17 protein-coding genes are annotated in these 15813 nt (G+C 59.6%); 11 read left to right on the top strand and 6 right to left on the bottom strand.

Annotated features, from left to right (window positions below):
• Positions 1-88: 88 nt before the first annotated feature.
• Complete coding sequence (locus EI969_RS15880; protein WP_077430996.1) at positions 89-496, top strand: SMI1/KNR4 family protein; 408 nt, start codon at positions 89-91, stop codon at positions 494-496.
• Between the two features lie 22 nt (positions 497-518).
• Here the strand turns inward: EI969_RS15880 and EI969_RS15875 are convergent, their stop codons facing one another.
• Positions 519-2282 carry a cation:proton antiporter gene (locus EI969_RS15875; protein WP_160388617.1) on the bottom strand — a complete coding sequence of 588 codons (1764 nt, stop codon included), beginning with the start codon at positions 2280-2282 and terminating at the stop codon, positions 519-521.
• A gap of 285 nt (positions 2283-2567) precedes the next feature.
• Here EI969_RS15875 and EI969_RS15870 point away from each other — a divergent pair, with 285 nt between their 5' ends.
• Positions 2568-3050, top strand: coding sequence for an acyl-CoA thioesterase (locus EI969_RS15870; protein WP_160388616.1), 483 nt, complete (start codon positions 2568-2570; stop codon positions 3048-3050).
• Positions 3051-3163: 113 nt separating this feature from the next.
• Here the strand turns inward: EI969_RS15870 and pdxY are convergent, their stop codons facing one another.
• Positions 3164-4036 carry a pyridoxal kinase PdxY gene (gene pdxY, locus EI969_RS15865; RefSeq protein WP_160388615.1) on the bottom strand — a complete coding sequence of 291 codons (873 nt, stop codon included), beginning with the start codon at positions 4034-4036 and terminating at the stop codon, positions 3164-3166.
• A 119-nt stretch (positions 4037-4155) separates the two neighbouring features.
• On the opposite strand from pdxY, the gene EI969_RS15860 reads away from it, so the two are divergent.
• On the top strand, positions 4156-4569 hold the full coding sequence (locus EI969_RS15860) for a DUF3301 domain-containing protein (RefSeq protein WP_160388614.1): 414 nt from the start codon (positions 4156-4158) through the stop codon (positions 4567-4569).
• 4 nt (positions 4570-4573) lie between these two features.
• Here the strand turns inward: EI969_RS15860 and EI969_RS15855 are convergent, their stop codons facing one another.
• Positions 4574-5545, bottom strand: a complete 972-nt coding sequence (locus EI969_RS15855) for a GTP-binding protein (RefSeq protein ID WP_160388613.1) — start codon at positions 5543-5545, stop codon at positions 4574-4576.
• Positions 5546-5572: 27 nt separating this feature from the next.
• On the opposite strand from EI969_RS15855, the gene EI969_RS15850 reads away from it, so the two are divergent.
• A complete protein-coding gene (locus EI969_RS15850; protein WP_160388612.1) occupies positions 5573-5929 on the top strand; it encodes an NADH:ubiquinone oxidoreductase in 357 nt (118 codons plus the stop codon).
• A gap of 15 nt (positions 5930-5944) precedes the next feature.
• On the opposite strand, the gene zigA is transcribed toward EI969_RS15850, so the two are convergent.
• Positions 5945-7150 (bottom strand): zinc metallochaperone GTPase ZigA, encoded by a 1206-nt coding sequence (gene zigA / locus EI969_RS15845; RefSeq protein ID WP_160388611.1) that lies wholly within the window; start codon positions 7148-7150, stop codon positions 5945-5947.
• 241 nt (positions 7151-7391) lie between these two features.
• Between zigA and folE2 the strand changes: the two genes are divergently transcribed.
• The 6 genes from folE2 (at position 7392) to EI969_RS15815 (ending at position 12232) form a co-directional block, all read left to right on the top strand.
• A complete protein-coding gene (gene folE2 / locus EI969_RS15840; RefSeq protein ID WP_160388610.1) occupies positions 7392-8288 on the top strand; it encodes a GTP cyclohydrolase FolE2 in 897 nt (298 codons plus the stop codon).
• Positions 8285-8953, top strand: a complete 669-nt coding sequence (locus tag EI969_RS15835; RefSeq protein WP_160388609.1) for a metal ABC transporter ATP-binding protein — start codon at positions 8285-8287, stop codon at positions 8951-8953. Before folE2 ends, EI969_RS15835 begins: the two co-directional genes overlap by 4 nt.
• On the top strand, positions 8953-9819 hold the full coding sequence (locus tag EI969_RS15830; RefSeq protein ID WP_160388608.1) for a metal ABC transporter permease: 867 nt from the start codon (positions 8953-8955) through the stop codon (positions 9817-9819). The genes EI969_RS15835 and EI969_RS15830 overlap by 1 nt, the downstream gene beginning before the upstream one ends.
• 11 nt (positions 9820-9830) lie before the next feature.
• Positions 9831-10706, top strand: coding sequence for a metal ABC transporter substrate-binding protein (locus tag EI969_RS15825; protein ID WP_160388607.1), 876 nt, complete (start codon positions 9831-9833; stop codon positions 10704-10706).
• Entirely contained in the window at positions 10703-11263 is a 561-nt protein-coding gene (locus EI969_RS15820) for a carbonate dehydratase (protein ID WP_160388606.1), read from the top strand. The genes EI969_RS15825 and EI969_RS15820 overlap by 4 nt, the downstream gene beginning before the upstream one ends.
• Before the next feature lie 81 nt (positions 11264-11344).
• A complete protein-coding gene (locus tag EI969_RS15815) occupies positions 11345-12232 on the top strand; it encodes a His/Gly/Thr/Pro-type tRNA ligase C-terminal domain-containing protein (RefSeq protein ID WP_160388674.1) in 888 nt (295 codons plus the stop codon).
• Positions 12233-12323: 91 nt separating this feature from the next.
• On the opposite strand, the gene EI969_RS15810 is transcribed toward EI969_RS15815, so the two are convergent.
• A complete protein-coding gene (locus tag EI969_RS15810) occupies positions 12324-12845 on the bottom strand; it encodes a DUF3617 domain-containing protein (protein WP_103396008.1) in 522 nt (173 codons plus the stop codon).
• 133 nt (positions 12846-12978) lie between these two features.
• Between EI969_RS15810 and cls the strand changes: the two genes are divergently transcribed.
• Positions 12979-14418, top strand: coding sequence for a cardiolipin synthase (gene cls / locus EI969_RS15805; RefSeq protein WP_160388605.1), 1440 nt, complete (start codon positions 12979-12981; stop codon positions 14416-14418).
• On the opposite strand, the gene cfaB is transcribed toward cls, so the two are convergent.
• Positions 14415-15599, bottom strand: coding sequence for a C17 cyclopropane fatty acid synthase CfaB (cfaB, locus tag EI969_RS15800; RefSeq protein WP_160388604.1), 1185 nt, complete (start codon positions 15597-15599; stop codon positions 14415-14417). The genes cls and cfaB overlap by 4 nt on opposite strands.
• Between the last annotated feature and the right edge of the window lie 214 nt (positions 15600-15813).

Here is a 15813-nt window from a genome sequence, read left to right as displayed (position 1 = left end):
GTTTTCTATTTCGCGGTTGCATCTATAGCAAGCTACTGTATAAACCGCCCCATATAAACCGCGCCAAACAAGCAAGAGGATCCCGGACGTGGAAGAAATCATCGAACAACTGCGTGAAGCCAACGAGCCGGTACCGGTCCCCTTGGAATTGCCTGACGAAGACCTGCTGGTCGAAATCGAAGAACAACTGTTCATCGACATTCCGTTCGTCTTCAGGGAGTTTCTGCTGACCGTCAGCGATGTGGTCTACGGCAGCCTGGAGCCGGTCACCGTGACCGACCCGCAATCCCACACCTACCTGCCCGACGTTGCCGCCAACGCCTGGGACGCCGGTGTCGATCGCAGCATGATTCCGATCTGCCAGGACGGTGACGACTACTATCTGGTAGAAGAAGACGGCACCGTGGTGCTTTGGCAGGCCGAAGAAGAGCTGATCGCCGAAGAAACCTGGGAGTCGGTGTGGCACTGGGCGCGGGACGTCTGGCTGGAAAGCTGATCCAGCCAGTGCCGCAAGGTGGTCAATGCCCGGACGACTCCTTGTGATTATCGAGGGTTTCCAGCAACGCCACCTGCATCCGCGTATGCACACGAATGAACCAGCGCCATAGCAGCGCCGCCACGGCGGCCGCGACCACGGCGATCAGCACCAGCAACTTGTTGGTCGGCAGAATACTGGCCGACAAGGCTGCCAACAGCAGGAAGATCACCAGCAGCGACAGGATCGGGATCACTTCGGCGACCACCCTACGCACTCGCTGCGTGTGCCGCCCGGCCATCTCTGGCTTCACGCCCATTTCCGCCAGCAACATCGACAGTGCTTTGAGCTTGCGGTACGCCGCAATCAAAAAAGGCAGCGACAACAACAGGGCTCCGCCCCAGATCAATGCCTTCTGCCAGCTGGGGTCACTGATCCAGCCTTGCAAGTAGGCCGATATGCGCTCGGCAAAGAACGCACCCGAGAAGAAGATCGCGATCACCAGCGCCAGATTGACGCCGACCTGTAGCAAAATCCTTCTGATCATCGACGCCAGCAACGCCCCCTCACCCTGAGGCTGGATGCTGCGCAACCATTCGCCGTACATCCCCAGCACTCGCCCCAGACGTTCGGGCATGATCTCGCCAAGCTTGATCGACAGGGGATCCGCCGCCCGAATCAGATAGGGCGTCAGTAACGTGGTAATCACCGATACCGCCACGGCAACCGGGTAGAGGAAATTACTGGTGACCTGCAACGTCATGCCCAGCGCCGCGATGATGAAAGAAAATTCGCCAATCTGTGAAAGCCCCATCCCGACTCGCAGCGAGGTGCGTCCGTCATTGCCGGCGATAAAGGCACCAAGGCCGCAGGACAACATCTTGCCGAGCACCACGGCTACGGTGATTACGGCGATTGGCCACGCGTACTGAAGCAGGATCGCCGGATCGAGCATCAGCCCGATGGCCACGAAGAAAATCGCACTGAAAAGATCACGAACCGGTTCAATCAAGCGCTCTATTTTCAGCAGCTGCCTGGACTCGGCCATGATCGCGCCGATCAGGAACGCGCCGAGGACCATGCTGTATTCAAGCTTGACCACCAGCAGGCAGAAGCCGAAGCACAAGCCCAGCACCGTGATCAGCAACATTTCGTTGCTTTCGAACCTGGCCACGTAAGCCAATAGCCGCGGCACCATCAGAATGCCGACGACCAATGCGACGATCATGAACAGCGACAGTTTGCCGACCGTGGAAAATACTTCGCCGGAGCTGACCGTACCGCTGACGGCGATGCTGGACAGCAGCGCGATGATGCCGATGCCCAGGATGTCTTCAACGATCAGCACACCGAATATCAACTGCGCAAACCGCTCGTTCTTCAACTTCAGGTCATTGAGCGCCTTGACGATGATGGTGGTTGAGGAAATCGCCAGGATCGCACCGAGGAACAGTGAATCCATGGTGTTCCAGTCAAACCAGCGACCGATCTCGTAGCCGATCCAGATCATCAGCACGATTTCCAGGAATGCCGCGATGAATGCCGTGGCACCCACCTTGAACAGCTTGCGCAGACTGAACTCAAGGCCCAGGCAGAACATCAGGAAAATCACCCCGAGTTCAGCCAGGGTCTTGATGGTTTGCTCGTCATGGATCAGGCCGAACGGCGGGGTGTGCGGGCCAATGATGAAACCGGCGACAATGTAGCCCAGCACCACCGGTTGTTTCAGGCGATGGAAAACCACGGTCACCACCCCTGCGATCAACATGATCACTGCCAGATCCTGAATGAAACTGATGGCATGCATGGCGAGTGGCTCCCTGATTGAAGTTGCCCGATTCACAGACGCAGGAATACGTCTGATCGAGCCGAACAAAAGTCTGCTTGCGCGTAGGAAATGTCCCTGTGTCCGGGCTTTTGCAGGGTAACACCGCGACTTCGGGCAGAAAGGCGGTGCAATATATGGAAACAGATCGATCCGGCGTGACGGCGACCCGGTACCCGGCGTCCCGATAACTGTTGGTTTGAAAAAACCACCGAGGCACCCGCAGAGGTGCATTCCTCTAACCTGGCCTTGACCCGTGAGAATGCTATGGAACCCGGAAACGCCCAGCTGTCGATGACGGTATTGATGACCCCTGACATGGCCAACTTCTCTGGCAATGTTCACGGTGGCACCCTGCTCAAGTACCTGGACGAAGTGGCCTACGCCTGCGCCAGCCGTTATGCCGGTCGCTATGTGGTTACTCTGTCGGTGGACCAGGTCATTTTCCGTGAGCCGATCCATGTCGGCGAACTGGTCACCTTTCTCGCCTCGGTGAACTACACCGGCAACACCTCCATGGAGGTGGGCATCAAAGTGGTGACCGAGAACATCCGCGAGCGCTCGGTGCGTCACACCAACAGTTGCTTCTTCACCATGGTGGCGGTGGATGACCAGCGCAAGCCCGCCCAGGTGCCACCGCTGCAACCGGACAACAGCGAGAGCAAGCGCCGCTTCATCCAGGCTCAGCAGCGCCGGCAGATTCGTCAGGAGTCGGAAAAGCGCTATCAGGAGATCAAGGGCGACGCCTGACGTGTTCGATCAATAAATCGCCATCGCGGGCAAGCCCGCTCCCACACTGGATCTATGCAACACCGAAGATCAAATGTGGGAGCGGGCTTGCCCGCGATGGGAACAACGCTCAATCAAAGGCTGATCGAGGTCGCCTCGAACCGCACCCGCGGATGGGCAATCCGGTCCTGAGCCCGAACCAGTTCCAATTCGTAGCTGGCACACGCCTGGGTTTCCAGCAGCACTTCATGCACCGCCGAAGCCGTGAACTCGAATGCGGCCACCAGACTGTCACCCAACAGCACGCGCGCCAGGAACAGCCCCGACGTCAGATCGCCCACGCCCACCGGTTGACGTGGAAACGCCAGCAACGGGCGCTGCAAATGCCAGCTGCCTTCGGCCGTCACCAGCAGCATCTCGAAGACCCCTGCCGGTTTACCCGGATAGTCCAGATGCTTGACCAGCACCGCTTTCGGGCCGCGCGCCAGCAAGGCACGCGCCATGGCCAGGCAATCGAACAGTGATTGCGGCTTGCGCCCGGAGAAGCTGTCCAGCTCCAGCTGGTTCGGACACATGAAGTCCGCCACGGCGGCGGCCTCCTCCAGCAGAAAATCACTGACTTCCGCCGGCACACTGCAGCCTTTTTCCGGATGCCCCATGACCGGGTCACACAGGTACAGCGCCTTGGGATTCATCGACTTGATCCGCGCCACCCCCGTCAAGATCGCCCGTCCCTGGGCGGCGCTGCCGAGGTAACCGGAGAGCACCGCATCACAGTTACCCAGCTCGCCAATCGCCGCGATGCCTTCGACCAGCTCCGGTATCTGGTGCGGCGCCAGCACTTCACCGGCCCACTGGCCGTACTGGGTGTGATTGGAGAACTGCACGGTGTTGAGCGGCCAGACATTCACCCCGACCCGTTGCATCGGGAAAACAGCGGCACTGTTGCCGGCGTGACCGAATACCACGTGGGACTGGATAGCGAGCAAATGCGGTGTACGTTTCATGCGGTGGATTTCCGTAAAACGATTGAAATTCTAGCCGCGCAGTATGCGACTAAACGCAGCCTGTACGACAGACCAGCGACACAGTTAAGCTGACACTATCTTGTTGGAGCACCCTGTTGATGCTGACCCTTGGAAATATATTCGTGCTGATGCTGTTCGCCACTGCCGGCGCATGGCTGTGGCACAACCACGGCTTGCGCGAGCGCGCGCTGGAGCGGGTCAAGCAGCATTGCAGCAAGCTCGGGATCGAATTGCTCGACGGCAACGTGGCCTTGAAAAGAATCGCGTTCATCAGGGATGCCGGTGGTCGCCGACGCCTGGCCCGCGTGTACAACTTCGAATTCACCGTGACCGGTGAAACCCGCCACAACGGCACCATCACTCAGTTCGGCGCCCACAGCGCACAGATTGAACTGGCGCCCTACCCGGTCCCGTTCGACGAAACCGAACCGGTGGTCGATGTGGTGAAACCCCGTGCAGAAGTGATCGAACTGAGCCAGTGGCGTCAGGAACACACCAAGTGGCGGCCCTGATGGGTTAACCCGATCCGGATCGGCATGCAGCCAGTTCACTCTGCAACAGGTCTGCATTCTGCGGTTCACTGAAAATCAGCTCGATGCGTGAGTCCTGCCGCCATTCACTGGCCCGCCACTCCAGCACCGAGTTATCCAGCGCATTCGCCGAAACCCACCCTTGGGCACTGTGGATAACCAGCTTCGCCCGCCGCCAGTCCAGGCTTTCAAGCCAGCAGCCAACCCGGGCGGCATCAAACACCTGGCTTGGGTGCCAACGCCATCCGATGCTCCAGCCTCCGTCCTGCTCCTGACTCAAGCAAATGGGCAACGCGGGATCGCTCCAGACCGCCGGCAGCGGCGCCAATCCCTTGGGCACGACAAAGTTATCCACACCCGCCAGCGCTTTGGCATTCAGGCCCGGTAATGCGCTCAAGGGTAAAACCGCCTGTTGCGTCCAGTACAAAGGGGTTGGCGGCAATTGCCCGGCGATTCGCTGGCGACTTTCATCTTCGAGACCTTCAGATTTGTTCAGCAGCAACAATCCTGCATGGCTCAGTGCTTGCTGTTGGGCCTGCGGCAACGGCTTGCCAGCGGCGAGCGCCTGGGCATCCAACACCAGCACACACGGCTGAACAGCCAACACGCCTTGCCACGGCGCTTCGCTCAACTGCCGGAGCAACTGTGCCGGATGCCCCAGCCCCGAGGGTTCGATGAACAGGCGATCCGGTTGCGCCTTGCGCAACAAGCGCCCAAGACCAATCTGAAACGGCGCACCGTTGACGCAACACAAGCAGCCCCCGGCCACTTCACCCAGTGCGATACCATCGGCGTCCCGGGTCAGTAGCGCAGCGTCGAGACCGATCTGGCCAAACTCGTTGATCAACACCGCCCACCGCTCACCGGCCGGGCGCTGGGCCAGCAGGTGCTTGATCAGGCTGGTCTTGCCGGCGCCCAACGGGCCGGCAATCACATGAGTGGGGATATTCTGCAGCATGGTCGATGATTTCTGAGGAGGTAATGAATGCGGTTGATTGGCTTGTCGTTGCTTCTGGCACTCGTTTCGGGCGAGGCGCTGGCCCAGGCTTGTGTGGTTCACAGCCAGGCCGAGCGGCTGGATATCCAGGTTTGCCAGCAGAACCGCACTATCCCGCCAAAACTCTTCGCCGATGGTTTCTGCCAACCGAACCTGGCGGGGCAGAAAGTCGAAGTGCGGTATGTCGATCAATGCCCCGGCGGCTCATTCGGCATTTGCAGCAACGCCCAAGTCGCCAATATGCCCTACCGCCAAGATATTCACTATTACGGCGTTGCCACCGACGCGGCGTATTTGCAGCCGTACTGCGAAGGCCAGAGCCAGGGCACCTGGCTCTGGCCTTGAAGCGCCAGTAGCGGATCAGGCGGCTTCTTCATACCAAGGACCGAATGGATCAGGCAGCAAACGCCAGCCCTCTACACCCAGCGCCATTTCCTCATCAGTCAGCAGGCAGGCGTCCAGTTCGGCCGTGAGTTGCGTGAAGTCGATGTCCTGGCCGATGAACACCAGTTCCTGGCGACAGTCCCCGCTGTCGGCGGCCCAGTTCTTCATGATCCCGGCGGTACTTTCTTCGTCCTGCGGCCATTGGTTTTTCGGTACGAAACGCCACCAGCGTCCGGCAAAACCATAGCGCATCAAGCCACCGGCCTGAGACCAGCTGCCGGCATCCATGTGCTTGCTCGCCAGCCAGAAAAAGCCCTTGGAGCGCAGCAGCTTGCCGTTGTCCCAGGGGCCATCGATGAAGTTGAAGAACCGCTGCGGATGGAACGGCCGGCGGGCCCGGTAAGCGCTGGACGCAATGCCGTACTCTTCGGTTTCGGGCACGTGTTCACCGCGCAGTTCCTGCAACCATCCCGGTGCCTGGGCGGCTTTTTCGAAATCAAAACGACCGGTGTTGAGGATCTTGTCCAAGGGGATTTCGCCCATCGCCATCGGGATGATTTCCGCCCTGGCGTTGAGCCGTTCCAGTATGGCGATCAACTCCTCGCGTTGGTGGCTGCTGATCAAGTCGATCTTGCTGAGCAAAATCACATCGGCGAACTCGACCTGCTCGATCAACAGGTCGGTAATGGAACGCTCGTCGTCATCCCCCAGTGTTTCTCCTCGCGAGGCCAGGCTTTCGGCCGCCTGGTAATCAAGCAGGAAGTTCATGCCATCGACCACCGTGACCATGGTGTCGAGCCGGGCGATGTCGTTGAGGCTCTGGCCGTTTTCATCGCGGAAGGTGAAGGTTTCCGCCACTGGCAGCGGTTCGGAAATGCCCGTGGACTCGATCAGCAGATAGTCGAAGCGCCCCTCTCTGGCGAGTTGACTGACTTCCTCGAGCAAATCTTCACGTAACGTACAGCAAATACACCCGTTACTCATTTCAACCAACCGTTCTTCAGCCCGGTTAAGACTGACATCGCGCTGAACTTCGGTGCCATCGACGTTGATTTCGCTCATATCGTTGACGATGACCGCCACGCGCAAGCCATCGCGATTACGTAGTATGTAATTAAGAAGTGTACTTTTTCCGGCGCCAAGAAAGCCGGAGAGAACGGTCACGGGAAGTCGATTGGACATCTGCATATTCCTCACAGGGATGCCCGGTCACGGTGTCGGGCTTATTTTAATGTTATAATATAACAAAGCTAATAAACCATCCCTTTGCCCGACACAGCAAGGCCACGATGCTGGACGCGTTCCCCCTTCGCGAGAAATCCCATGGGTCCGTGAAAGATGAAGACCTGTTCATGAAAAAGGCATCGTCGATTTGATTGTTATACTATAACATCCTAAATCAACTCCCACGATGGACCTGCTCATGAATGCGCTGACTCTGCCGGATATCGCCGCGCAGGCCTCACGCCAAGCCCTGCCACTGGAGTGGGTGGGCATGTGCGGCATTGCTCTTCCCGTTTTATTTGATGGCCAACGGCTGAATGCAAAGGCCGATGCCGGCGTAAGCCTCGATGATGGCAATGCGCGCGGCATTCACATGTCACGCCTGTATCTGGCGCTTGAATTGTTGGAGCAGGAAAACCTTTCCCCAGCGTTATTGCGGCGGATTCTGCAGCGTTTTCTTGAGAGCCATGAAGGGCTGTCCAGCAGTGCTCACTTAACCATTCACACCGATGTGCTGCTTAAAAGACCGGCGTTGATCAGTCCATTGGCAGGCTGGAAAAGCTATCCGGTGAGCATTGAAGCGCGCTTGAAAAACGCGATGTTCCACGTGGAACTAAAAATTGAGGTGCCTTACTCCTCAACCTGTCCATGTTCCGCGGCCCTTTCTCGCCAGTTGATTCAGCAGCAATTCGTCGACGATTTCGCCAACAAGTCACTGCAACACGCTGACGTTTTAGCCTGGCTCGGCTCGACCAAGGGCATCGTCGCCACACCTCACAGCCAACGCAGCAGCGCGAAGTTGCGCGTACGGCTGGCTGATTTTCTGGATGAGCTGCCTCTGATCGCAGTCATCAATGACGCCGAAGCCGCACTCGGCACAGCCGTTCAAACAGCGGTAAAACGCGCCGACGAGCAAGCCTTCGCCTTGGCCAATGGTCAGAACCTGATGTTCTGCGAAGACGCCGCACGCCGTTTGAATCTGGCCCTGCAGCGCTCCACGGGCATCAGCGCCTTCCACATTCGTGTCATTCACGCCGAAAGCCTGCACGCCCACGACGCCGTCGCCGAGAGCCGACTCAACTGGGAGGTCGCATGATCGCTTGCCATGCTTTGCGCTGGGGCGCACCGGGACAGCCACTCACGCCAGCGCTGGACTGCGAACTGCCGAGGGGTAGCCTGACGGCCATCATCGGGGCGAACGGCGCCGGCAAAAGCAGCCTGTTGAAAGTCATCGCCGGCTTGCAAAAACCCTTGGCCGGGAAGGTGCGTCTAGGTGCTCCGCACCGGGGCGGAGTGTCGTTCCTGCCTCAGCAACAACATCTGGACCGGCAGTTTCCAATCAGTCTTCAGGCACTGGTCGCTGCCGGTTTCTGGGGCAGTAAACAAACTCCGGAAGTCCGCAGGCAGCGACTGCAAGCCGTCCTCGAAAACTGGCGCCTGAACGGCCTGGAAGATCGACCCTTGATGGCCCTCTCCGGCGGTGAATTGCAACGCGCCCTGCTCGCCCGCTTGAGCCTGACCGAAGCGCCTTTGCTGTTGCTCGACGAACCCCACGCGGCTCTCGATGAACTCGGCCAGGCGTTGCTTTGGAAGCACATGGACCAATGGCATCTCGAAGGCCGAACACTGGTGGTGGTTTGTCATGACCTCGCCGCTGTCCGCGAACACATTCCACACACGCTGCTGATCAAAAGCAGCGGTTGTGTATTCGGCCCAAGCGCCGAACTGATCCGCCAACAACCCCGATCGCAGGTGGCCTGATGATCGCTGCCGCGCATCTCTGGCAACCGTTCCAAGAGTTCGTTTTCATGCGTCGGGCGCTGTTCGGTGGCCTGGTCCTGGCGTGCAGTACGGCGCCCCTTGGGGTGTTTCTGATCCTCAGACGCATGAGCCTGATCGGCGATGCAGTGGCCCACGGCATCCTCCCAGGTGCGGCTCTGGGCTTCTGGTTTGCTGGCTTGAGTCTCCCGGCACTGACCATCGGCGGCCTCGGTGCCGGCCTGAGCATGGCGGGCCTCGCGGCCTGGATTACCCGACGCACCGGCCTGCGAGAGGACGCCAGCCTCGCGGCGATCTACCCGATTTCCCTGGCCTGTGGCGTACTGATTCTCGGCATCGCCGGCAAGCGCCTGGACCTGTTGCACCTGCTGTTTGGCTCGGCGCTGGCAGTCGACGGCCCCACCTTGACCGGCATGCTTTGGGTCTCGGGCCTGAGCCTGATTGCCATGGCACTGATCTACAGGCCCCTGCTGCTCGACACCCTCGATCCGTTATTTCTACAAACCGTCAGCCGACTCGGGCCACTGGCCCACGGCGTGTTCCTGACACTGGTGGTGTTGAACCTGGTCATCGGTTTCCAGGCGATCGGCGCGTTGATGGTCGTCGGTCTGATGATGCTGCCTGCCGCCGCGGCGCGTTTCTGGAGTCGTCGCCTGCCGGTACTGATCGCCGTCGCCGCCCTGCTCGGCAGCCTCTCGGTATGGCTCGGGTTGCTGATCTCGTTCCATTACTCGCTGCCCAGTGGCCCGGCAATTGTCCTGGTGGCAGGCGGCGGATATCTGTTGTCCGTGGTGTTCGGGCCGGTGCACGGCTTGCTGCGCCGCCCGCCTTTGCTCACATCCCAATGAGGTGTTACCCGATGCGCGCTTTACTCGTGTTGTTCAGTTTGTTGGTATCAATGTCGCTGTCTGCCGCCGAAAAACTTCAGGTGGTCACCAGCTTCAGCATCCTTGCCGACATGACCCGCCAGGTCGGCAAGGATCACATCCAGATCACCAATATGGTCGGCCCGGACGCGGATGCCCATACCTACGAGCCGACACCGGACGACGCCAAGGCGCTGCTCAGAGCCAGGCTCATCATCAAGAACGGCTTGGGTTTCGAACCCTGGCTGGATCGCCTGGTGACCAGTACCGAGACCAAAGCGCCAGTCATCAGCGCAAGCCGCGGCGTCATTCCGCGCAGCCTGGATGAAGACGGCGAGACCGTTCCCGACCCGCATGCCTGGCATAACCTGGCGAACACCGAGTTGTACATCGCCAACATCACCAGGGCGCTGATCGCGGCGGACCCGGCGAACAGCGCCGACTATGAGCGCAACAGCCAGGCGTACCTGAAACAGGTCCATGCCCTGCTCGCCGAAGCCAAGGCCAAGCTCGGTTCATTGCCACCGGGCAATCGCAAGATAGTAACCTCCCATGACGCCTTCGGTTATCTCGGCCAGGCCTATGGCATCGAGTTCATGGCGCCTCAAGGCCTGTCCACCGAACGCGAACCTTCCGCCGCCGAAGTGGCTGCATTGATCACCCAGATTCGTCAGGCCAGGGTCAAGGCGGTGTTCATGGAAAACATCAAGGACGCCCGACTGCTCAAGCAGATTGCAGACGAAAGCGGCGCGCAGATCGGCGGCACGCTGTACTCCGATGCCCTGGCGGCCAGCGGTCCGGCCAGCACCTTCACCGGGTTGTTCGAGTACAACCTCAACACCCTGTACAACGCGTTGAGGCAGCCATGATCCGCAAGAATCCTTCCGGAGATCTACCGCGGATTGCCGAGTCGGCCTACGTCGACAAGACGGCAATCATCTGCGGCAAAGTGGTGATCGGCGAGAACGTGTTCGTCGGGCCATACGCCGTGATTCGCGCTGATGAAGTCGATGCCTCCGGCGACATGCAGCCGATCACCATTGGTGCCAACTCGAACATCCAGGACGGTGTGGTGGTCCACTCCAAATCCGGTGCGGCGGTGACCATCGGCGAATTCAGTTCCATCGCCCACCGCTCGATCGTGCATGGCCCCTGCACCGTGGGCAATCGGGTGTTCATCGGTTTCAACAGCGTGCTGTTCAACTGCGTGGTCGGTGACGGTTGCGTGGTGCGGCACAACTCTGTGGTCGACGGTCGTGACCTGCCTGAGGCCTTCTACGTGCCCTCCACCACGCGGATCGGCCCCAACACCGACCTCTCGCAATACCCGCCGGTGAGCGTCAGTGCATCGGAGTTTTCCGAAGACGTGGCGCGCACCAACGTCGACCTGGTGCGCGGCTACAAAGCCCTGCAAAACGAGTTCTGACGCTGGCTCGACAAACGCCTTAATGTTCGCCCCTGCGGTTTATGCGATAACGCTCGTTAGATGCACCTGAGTACGCCGACCATGATCCAGATCACCCTGCCCGATGGTTCATTGCGTGAGTACGACCAGCCGCTGTCCGTGCACGAGTTGGCCGCCAGCATCGGCCCCGAATTGGCCAGCGCTGCGGTAGCGGGCCGGGTCAATGGGGTCCTGGTGGACTGCGAATACATGATCGAGGCAAATGCCCGGGTCAGCATTGTCACCCCCCGGGAGCCGGACGGCCTGGAGATCCTGCGCCGCTCCTGCGCATTGATGCTGGCCATGGCGGTCAAGCAACTTCACCCCCATGCGCAAATGCGCGCAGGCAGGGAGTTGGGTGACGGTTTTTTTTACGAGTTTGCAGTCGAGCGACCGTTGACCCCGGCGGACCTGCCCCTCATCCAAGCGCGCATGCAGTCACTGGCAGCGACCAATCACTCGATCCGTCGTCGACCCCATCGCGAAGAGATTCCGCTGTACCGCCTGGGGGACAGCGAATACCAGAGCCATGGACCGCACGTCCCCACCACCAGAGTCTTGCAGGCGTTCGCCCTCGATCACATCAGCGGCACGTTGCAACAACGGATCTACGGCACATGCTGGTCCAGCCATCAGGAGCTGCAACACTGGAGCCTTCCACCCCACGTAGTCGTCGTGAGCATGGATGACCGCCAGGCGACTTATGCCCAAGCGGTGACCGAATCTTTGCGCCGAAAAGGCGTGCGCGCCAAGGCCGACCTGCGTAACGAAAAAGTCCGCTACAAGATTCGCCAGCACAGCCGTAGCGTGCCGTACCTGGTGGTGGTCGGCGAAAAAGAACAGGCTGGTGGATTTGTCAGTGTACGCAGTCGCACGGGGGAGGATTTTGGCCGGATGGCCGTCGAGGCGGCGTGTGAATGGTTGAGTCAGCCGGGGATCCAGGGCGGCTGAATGGACGCTTTCGCGAGCAGGCTCGCTCCCACAGGGAACACACAATCAATGTGGGAGCGAGCCTGCTCCGGGCGGCGATCCGACGAAGCTTTTAGGCTCTCGGCTTCACAGTGCCGCAATCCTGCCCCAGCCAGACGGCGCGGGATTCCAGGCTGCCCTTCTGCTGAATGCCGGTGGCGTTGAACGTGCCGTTGACCTTGGTGGTGAATTCGCGATCACTGAGGAATGTCGCCACACCCGCACCTTGGGCTTTCGGGCAGCTGAAGCGGAATTTCCACTGATTACCGGAGCGGTCGGTGATTTCCTGTTTGCAGCCCGACTGCGGATCGGTCAGGGGAATGTTGTCGGTCTTGACCTGCTCCGGAGTCAGGCACGCCCGGATCCCTTTGCCGCCCATGGTGATGCCCTGTTTTTCCAGCATTGCTCGCTGCTCAGGGGTCATCTGGCTCTGGAGCTGACCGAGGATCAACTGCAGGTCCGGCATGTTCTGCTCGTCGACCTTCATGTTGCTCGTGGTCAACTCCCACAATCCTGGTTGCAGCATTTGCGCGTGAGCCGCCACAGGAAGTGCCAACCCAAGTGCCATGGCCAAACCCAGCAGACGAACGTTCATCGAGTAACTCCTGATCAGTAGTGGCCGTTAGACGTCAGCCGCGAGCTTCGGTTCATGGGCCAATTAATTAGCGACATTCTGCACGGAACATGGTCTGTTAAGCACTGAATCTTCAGGAGCAAGGCAGCCCCCCATGGATTATTTCGGACCGCATATTTTCGGTTATACCATCGCCCTCTTGCACTCGCTGGGCATGATCGCGGCCATCCACGCCGTGTTGACCGTTCGTACCGCCCAAGGCGCGATCGCCTGGGCCCTGTCGCTGTTCTTCATCCCTTACCTCACGCTGATCCCCTACCTGGTGTTCGGCCGCAGCACGTTCGACGGCTACATCAAGGCCCGTCGACAGGCCAACGAGGAAATGCGCAAGGCGATCTCCGAACTCAACTGGCGACCCTGGGTGGAAGAAGCACTCACCGCCCGCGCCTCCTCGGCGTACGACTCACTCAGAGCGATGCCCAAGCTCGGACACATGCCGTGCCTGGCCAACAACGAGATGCGCTTGTTGATCAACGGCCAAGCGACGTTCGAGGCCATTTTCGAGGCCATCAGCCAGGCGAAAGAAGCGGTATTGGTCCAGTTTTTCATCGTTCACGACGACCGCCTCGGCCAACGCCTGCAAACACTGCTATTGAAGAAAGCCGCCGAAGGCGTGGCGATTTACCTGTTGTATGACCGAATCGGCAGCCACTCCCTGCCCCACGCCTATGTGCAGGCGCTGCGTGATGGCGGGGTCGAGGTCAAAGCCTTCGCCACCCGCAGTGGCTGGCTCAATCGCTTCCAGGTGAACTTTCGCAACCACCGCAAGATTGTCGTGGTGGACGGCATTCTCGGGTTCGTCGGCGGGCACAACGTCGGAGACGAATACATGGGCGAGAAACCGCCCCTGGCCCCTTGGCGCGATACCCACGTGCAAGTGCGCGGGCCGGTGGTGGCCTGTATGCAGGAGTCTTTCGCCGAAGACTGGTTCTGGGTGGCTCGCGCACTGCCGCCGCTGATCCTGCCCGAGGTCTACCCGGAAGACGGTGTGTTGTGCCAGTTGCTCGCCAGCGGGCCGGCAGATGCCTACGAAACCTGTTCGCTGTTTTTTGTCGAAGCCATCCACGCGGCGACCGAGCGGGTCTGGATTACCAGCCCGTATTTCATCCCAGACGAAGCCGTGTTCGCGGCCCTGCGCCTGGCGGTCCTGCGCGGAGTGGACGTGCGCCTGCTGCTGCCGTCGCGCCCCGATCACCGAATCGTCTACGCCGCCTCTAGCCTCTACGCCTTCGAAGCGGTGCGCGCCGGTGTGCGGGTGTTCCGTTACGAACCCGGGTTCCTGCACCAGAAAGTGGTATTGATCGACAGCGAAATCAGCGCCATCGGCAGCGCCAACCTGGACAACCGCTCGTTCCGCCTGAATTTCGAAGTGATGTTGCTGACCGTCGACAGCGCCTTTGCCGCCGAGGTGGAACAGATGCTCAACGATGACTTTGCCAACGCCCACGAAATCGCCAAGGAAGAAGGCCGGGAAACCCGCCGCGTCCAACAGGTCGGCATGCGGGTCGCCCGGCTTATTTCACCGATTCTTTAAAGGTAGATATCGTCCCGGGTCCATGGCAGTTCATGACTGCCATCGGCGTGGGCCTTCACCGCGAGTATCTGGTGCAGGTTGATCCAGCCGCGGGCAAACGCGTAGGCGCAACCGGCCAGGTACAGCCGCCAGATGCGCAGGACTTGTTCCGGTACCAGTTTGGAGGCCGCTTCGAGGTTGTCTTCCAGGCGTTCGCTCCAGTGATCGAGCGTGCGAGCGTAGTGCAGGCGCAAACTCTCGACGTCGACGATTTCCAGCCCGGCCTCACTGATCTCGGCAGAGATCATCGACAGGTGCGGCAGTTCGCCGTTGGGGAACACATATTTCTCGATGAAATCACCCGCACCGCGTCCTACCGGACGGCCATCGGTGAATTTGGCGGTGATCCCGTGGTTCATCACCAGGCCGCCCTCTTTCACCGCACCGAACAGGGTCTTGCAGTACTCGGCAAGATTGGCGTGGCCGACGTGTTCGAACATGCCGACGCTGACGACCTTATCGAATCGGCCATCCTGCGGCAGATCTCGATAGTCGAGCAGTTGCAGTTCGACCAAGTCCTCCAGGCCCTCCGCTTTTACGCGTTCCCGGGCCAGGGCCAACTGCTCCTTGCTGAGGGTGATACCAAACACTTTCGCGCCAAACTCCCGCGCCGCAAAACGAGCCAATCCACCCCAACCGCAACCCACATCCAGCAGATATTCGCCGGGCTGCAGGCGCAGCTTGCGGCACAAATGACGGAACTTGGCTTGCTGGGCCTGCTCCAGACTTTCGCTGCCGGTCTCGAAGTAAGCGCAGGAATAGGCCATGTCGCTATCGAGCCACAGCTGATAGAACTCGTTGGACAGGTCGTAGTGGTAGGAAATCGCCTTGGCATCCATCTCTTTATCGTGGGCGCTGCGAACAGGCTGACTGTCGTCGTCTTCATTCAGCAACGCCTGGCTCCATTCATCACAGACGCGGATCACGTCGCTGATGGAGCCTTCAAGTTCCAGTTTGCCTTCGACAAATGCAGCGCCGAGGGCATCCAGGCTTGGATGGGTAAACTGGGTGACCATTTGTGGGTCCTTGACCACAATCGTGACGCTGGGCGTCGGTCCCAGATTGAATTCATGGCCGTCCCAGAGTCTCAGGCGAAGCGGTAATTGCAGATTCTGTAAGGCCGGTGGTAGTTGCGCGAGCATGGATAACCCCCTTGTTTCAGACGTCTGAACAGAGGGTAGACCATCTTTGAAAAATAGCTGGCTATCGAATTAATAGCCATTTTCAATGATTCGCGACGCCAGGGCCGGCCGCCGCGAACGCACAAAATGATGTGCCCTCATGTTCAATGACTACGAACCAGGCGCACAGTTCTAAAAAGATTGAACCCGGTGATTGCCCGGTTTAGAGCATTCC

The sequence above is a fragment of the Pseudomonas sp. PB101 genome (genome assembly GCF_009764265.1).
Taxonomy (GTDB): Bacteria; Pseudomonadota; Gammaproteobacteria; order Pseudomonadales; family Pseudomonadaceae; genus Aquipseudomonas.
The sequence above is the reverse complement of the archived record's forward strand: the minus strand, read 5'-3'. Positions and strand labels throughout refer to the sequence as shown.

Coding starts and splice junctions, on each gene's coding strand:
- EI969_RS15875 (WP_160388617.1), bottom strand. CDS start 2,282: ATGCATGCCATCAGTTTCATTCAGGATCTGGCAGTGATCATGTTGATC.
- EI969_RS15870 (WP_160388616.1), top strand. CDS start 2,568: ATGGAACCCGGAAACGCCCAGCTGTCGATGACGGTATTGATGACCCCT.
- pdxY (WP_160388615.1), bottom strand. CDS start 4,036: ATGAAACGTACACCGCATTTGCTCGCTATCCAGTCCCACGTGGTATTC.
- EI969_RS15860 (WP_160388614.1), top strand. CDS start 4,156: ATGCTGACCCTTGGAAATATATTCGTGCTGATGCTGTTCGCCACTGCC.
- EI969_RS15855 (WP_160388613.1), bottom strand. CDS start 5,545: ATGCTGCAGAATATCCCCACTCATGTGATTGCCGGCCCGTTGGGCGCC.
- EI969_RS15850 (WP_160388612.1), top strand. CDS start 5,573: ATGCGGTTGATTGGCTTGTCGTTGCTTCTGGCACTCGTTTCGGGCGAG.
- zigA (WP_160388611.1), bottom strand. CDS start 7,150: ATGTCCAATCGACTTCCCGTGACCGTTCTCTCCGGCTTTCTTGGCGCC.
- folE2 (WP_160388610.1), top strand. CDS start 7,392: ATGAATGCGCTGACTCTGCCGGATATCGCCGCGCAGGCCTCACGCCAA.
- EI969_RS15835 (WP_160388609.1), top strand. CDS start 8,285: ATGATCGCTTGCCATGCTTTGCGCTGGGGCGCACCGGGACAGCCACTC.
- EI969_RS15830 (WP_160388608.1), top strand. CDS start 8,953: ATGATCGCTGCCGCGCATCTCTGGCAACCGTTCCAAGAGTTCGTTTTC.
- EI969_RS15825 (WP_160388607.1), top strand. CDS start 9,831: ATGCGCGCTTTACTCGTGTTGTTCAGTTTGTTGGTATCAATGTCGCTG.
- EI969_RS15820 (WP_160388606.1), top strand. CDS start 10,703: ATGATCCGCAAGAATCCTTCCGGAGATCTACCGCGGATTGCCGAGTCG.
- EI969_RS15815 (WP_160388674.1), top strand. CDS start 11,345: ATGATCCAGATCACCCTGCCCGATGGTTCATTGCGTGAGTACGACCAG.
- EI969_RS15810 (WP_103396008.1), bottom strand. CDS start 12,845: ATGAACGTTCGTCTGCTGGGTTTGGCCATGGCACTTGGGTTGGCACTT.
- cls (WP_160388605.1), top strand. CDS start 12,979: ATGGATTATTTCGGACCGCATATTTTCGGTTATACCATCGCCCTCTTG.
- cfaB (WP_160388604.1), bottom strand. CDS start 15,599: ATGCTCGCGCAACTACCACCGGCCTTACAGAATCTGCAATTACCGCTT.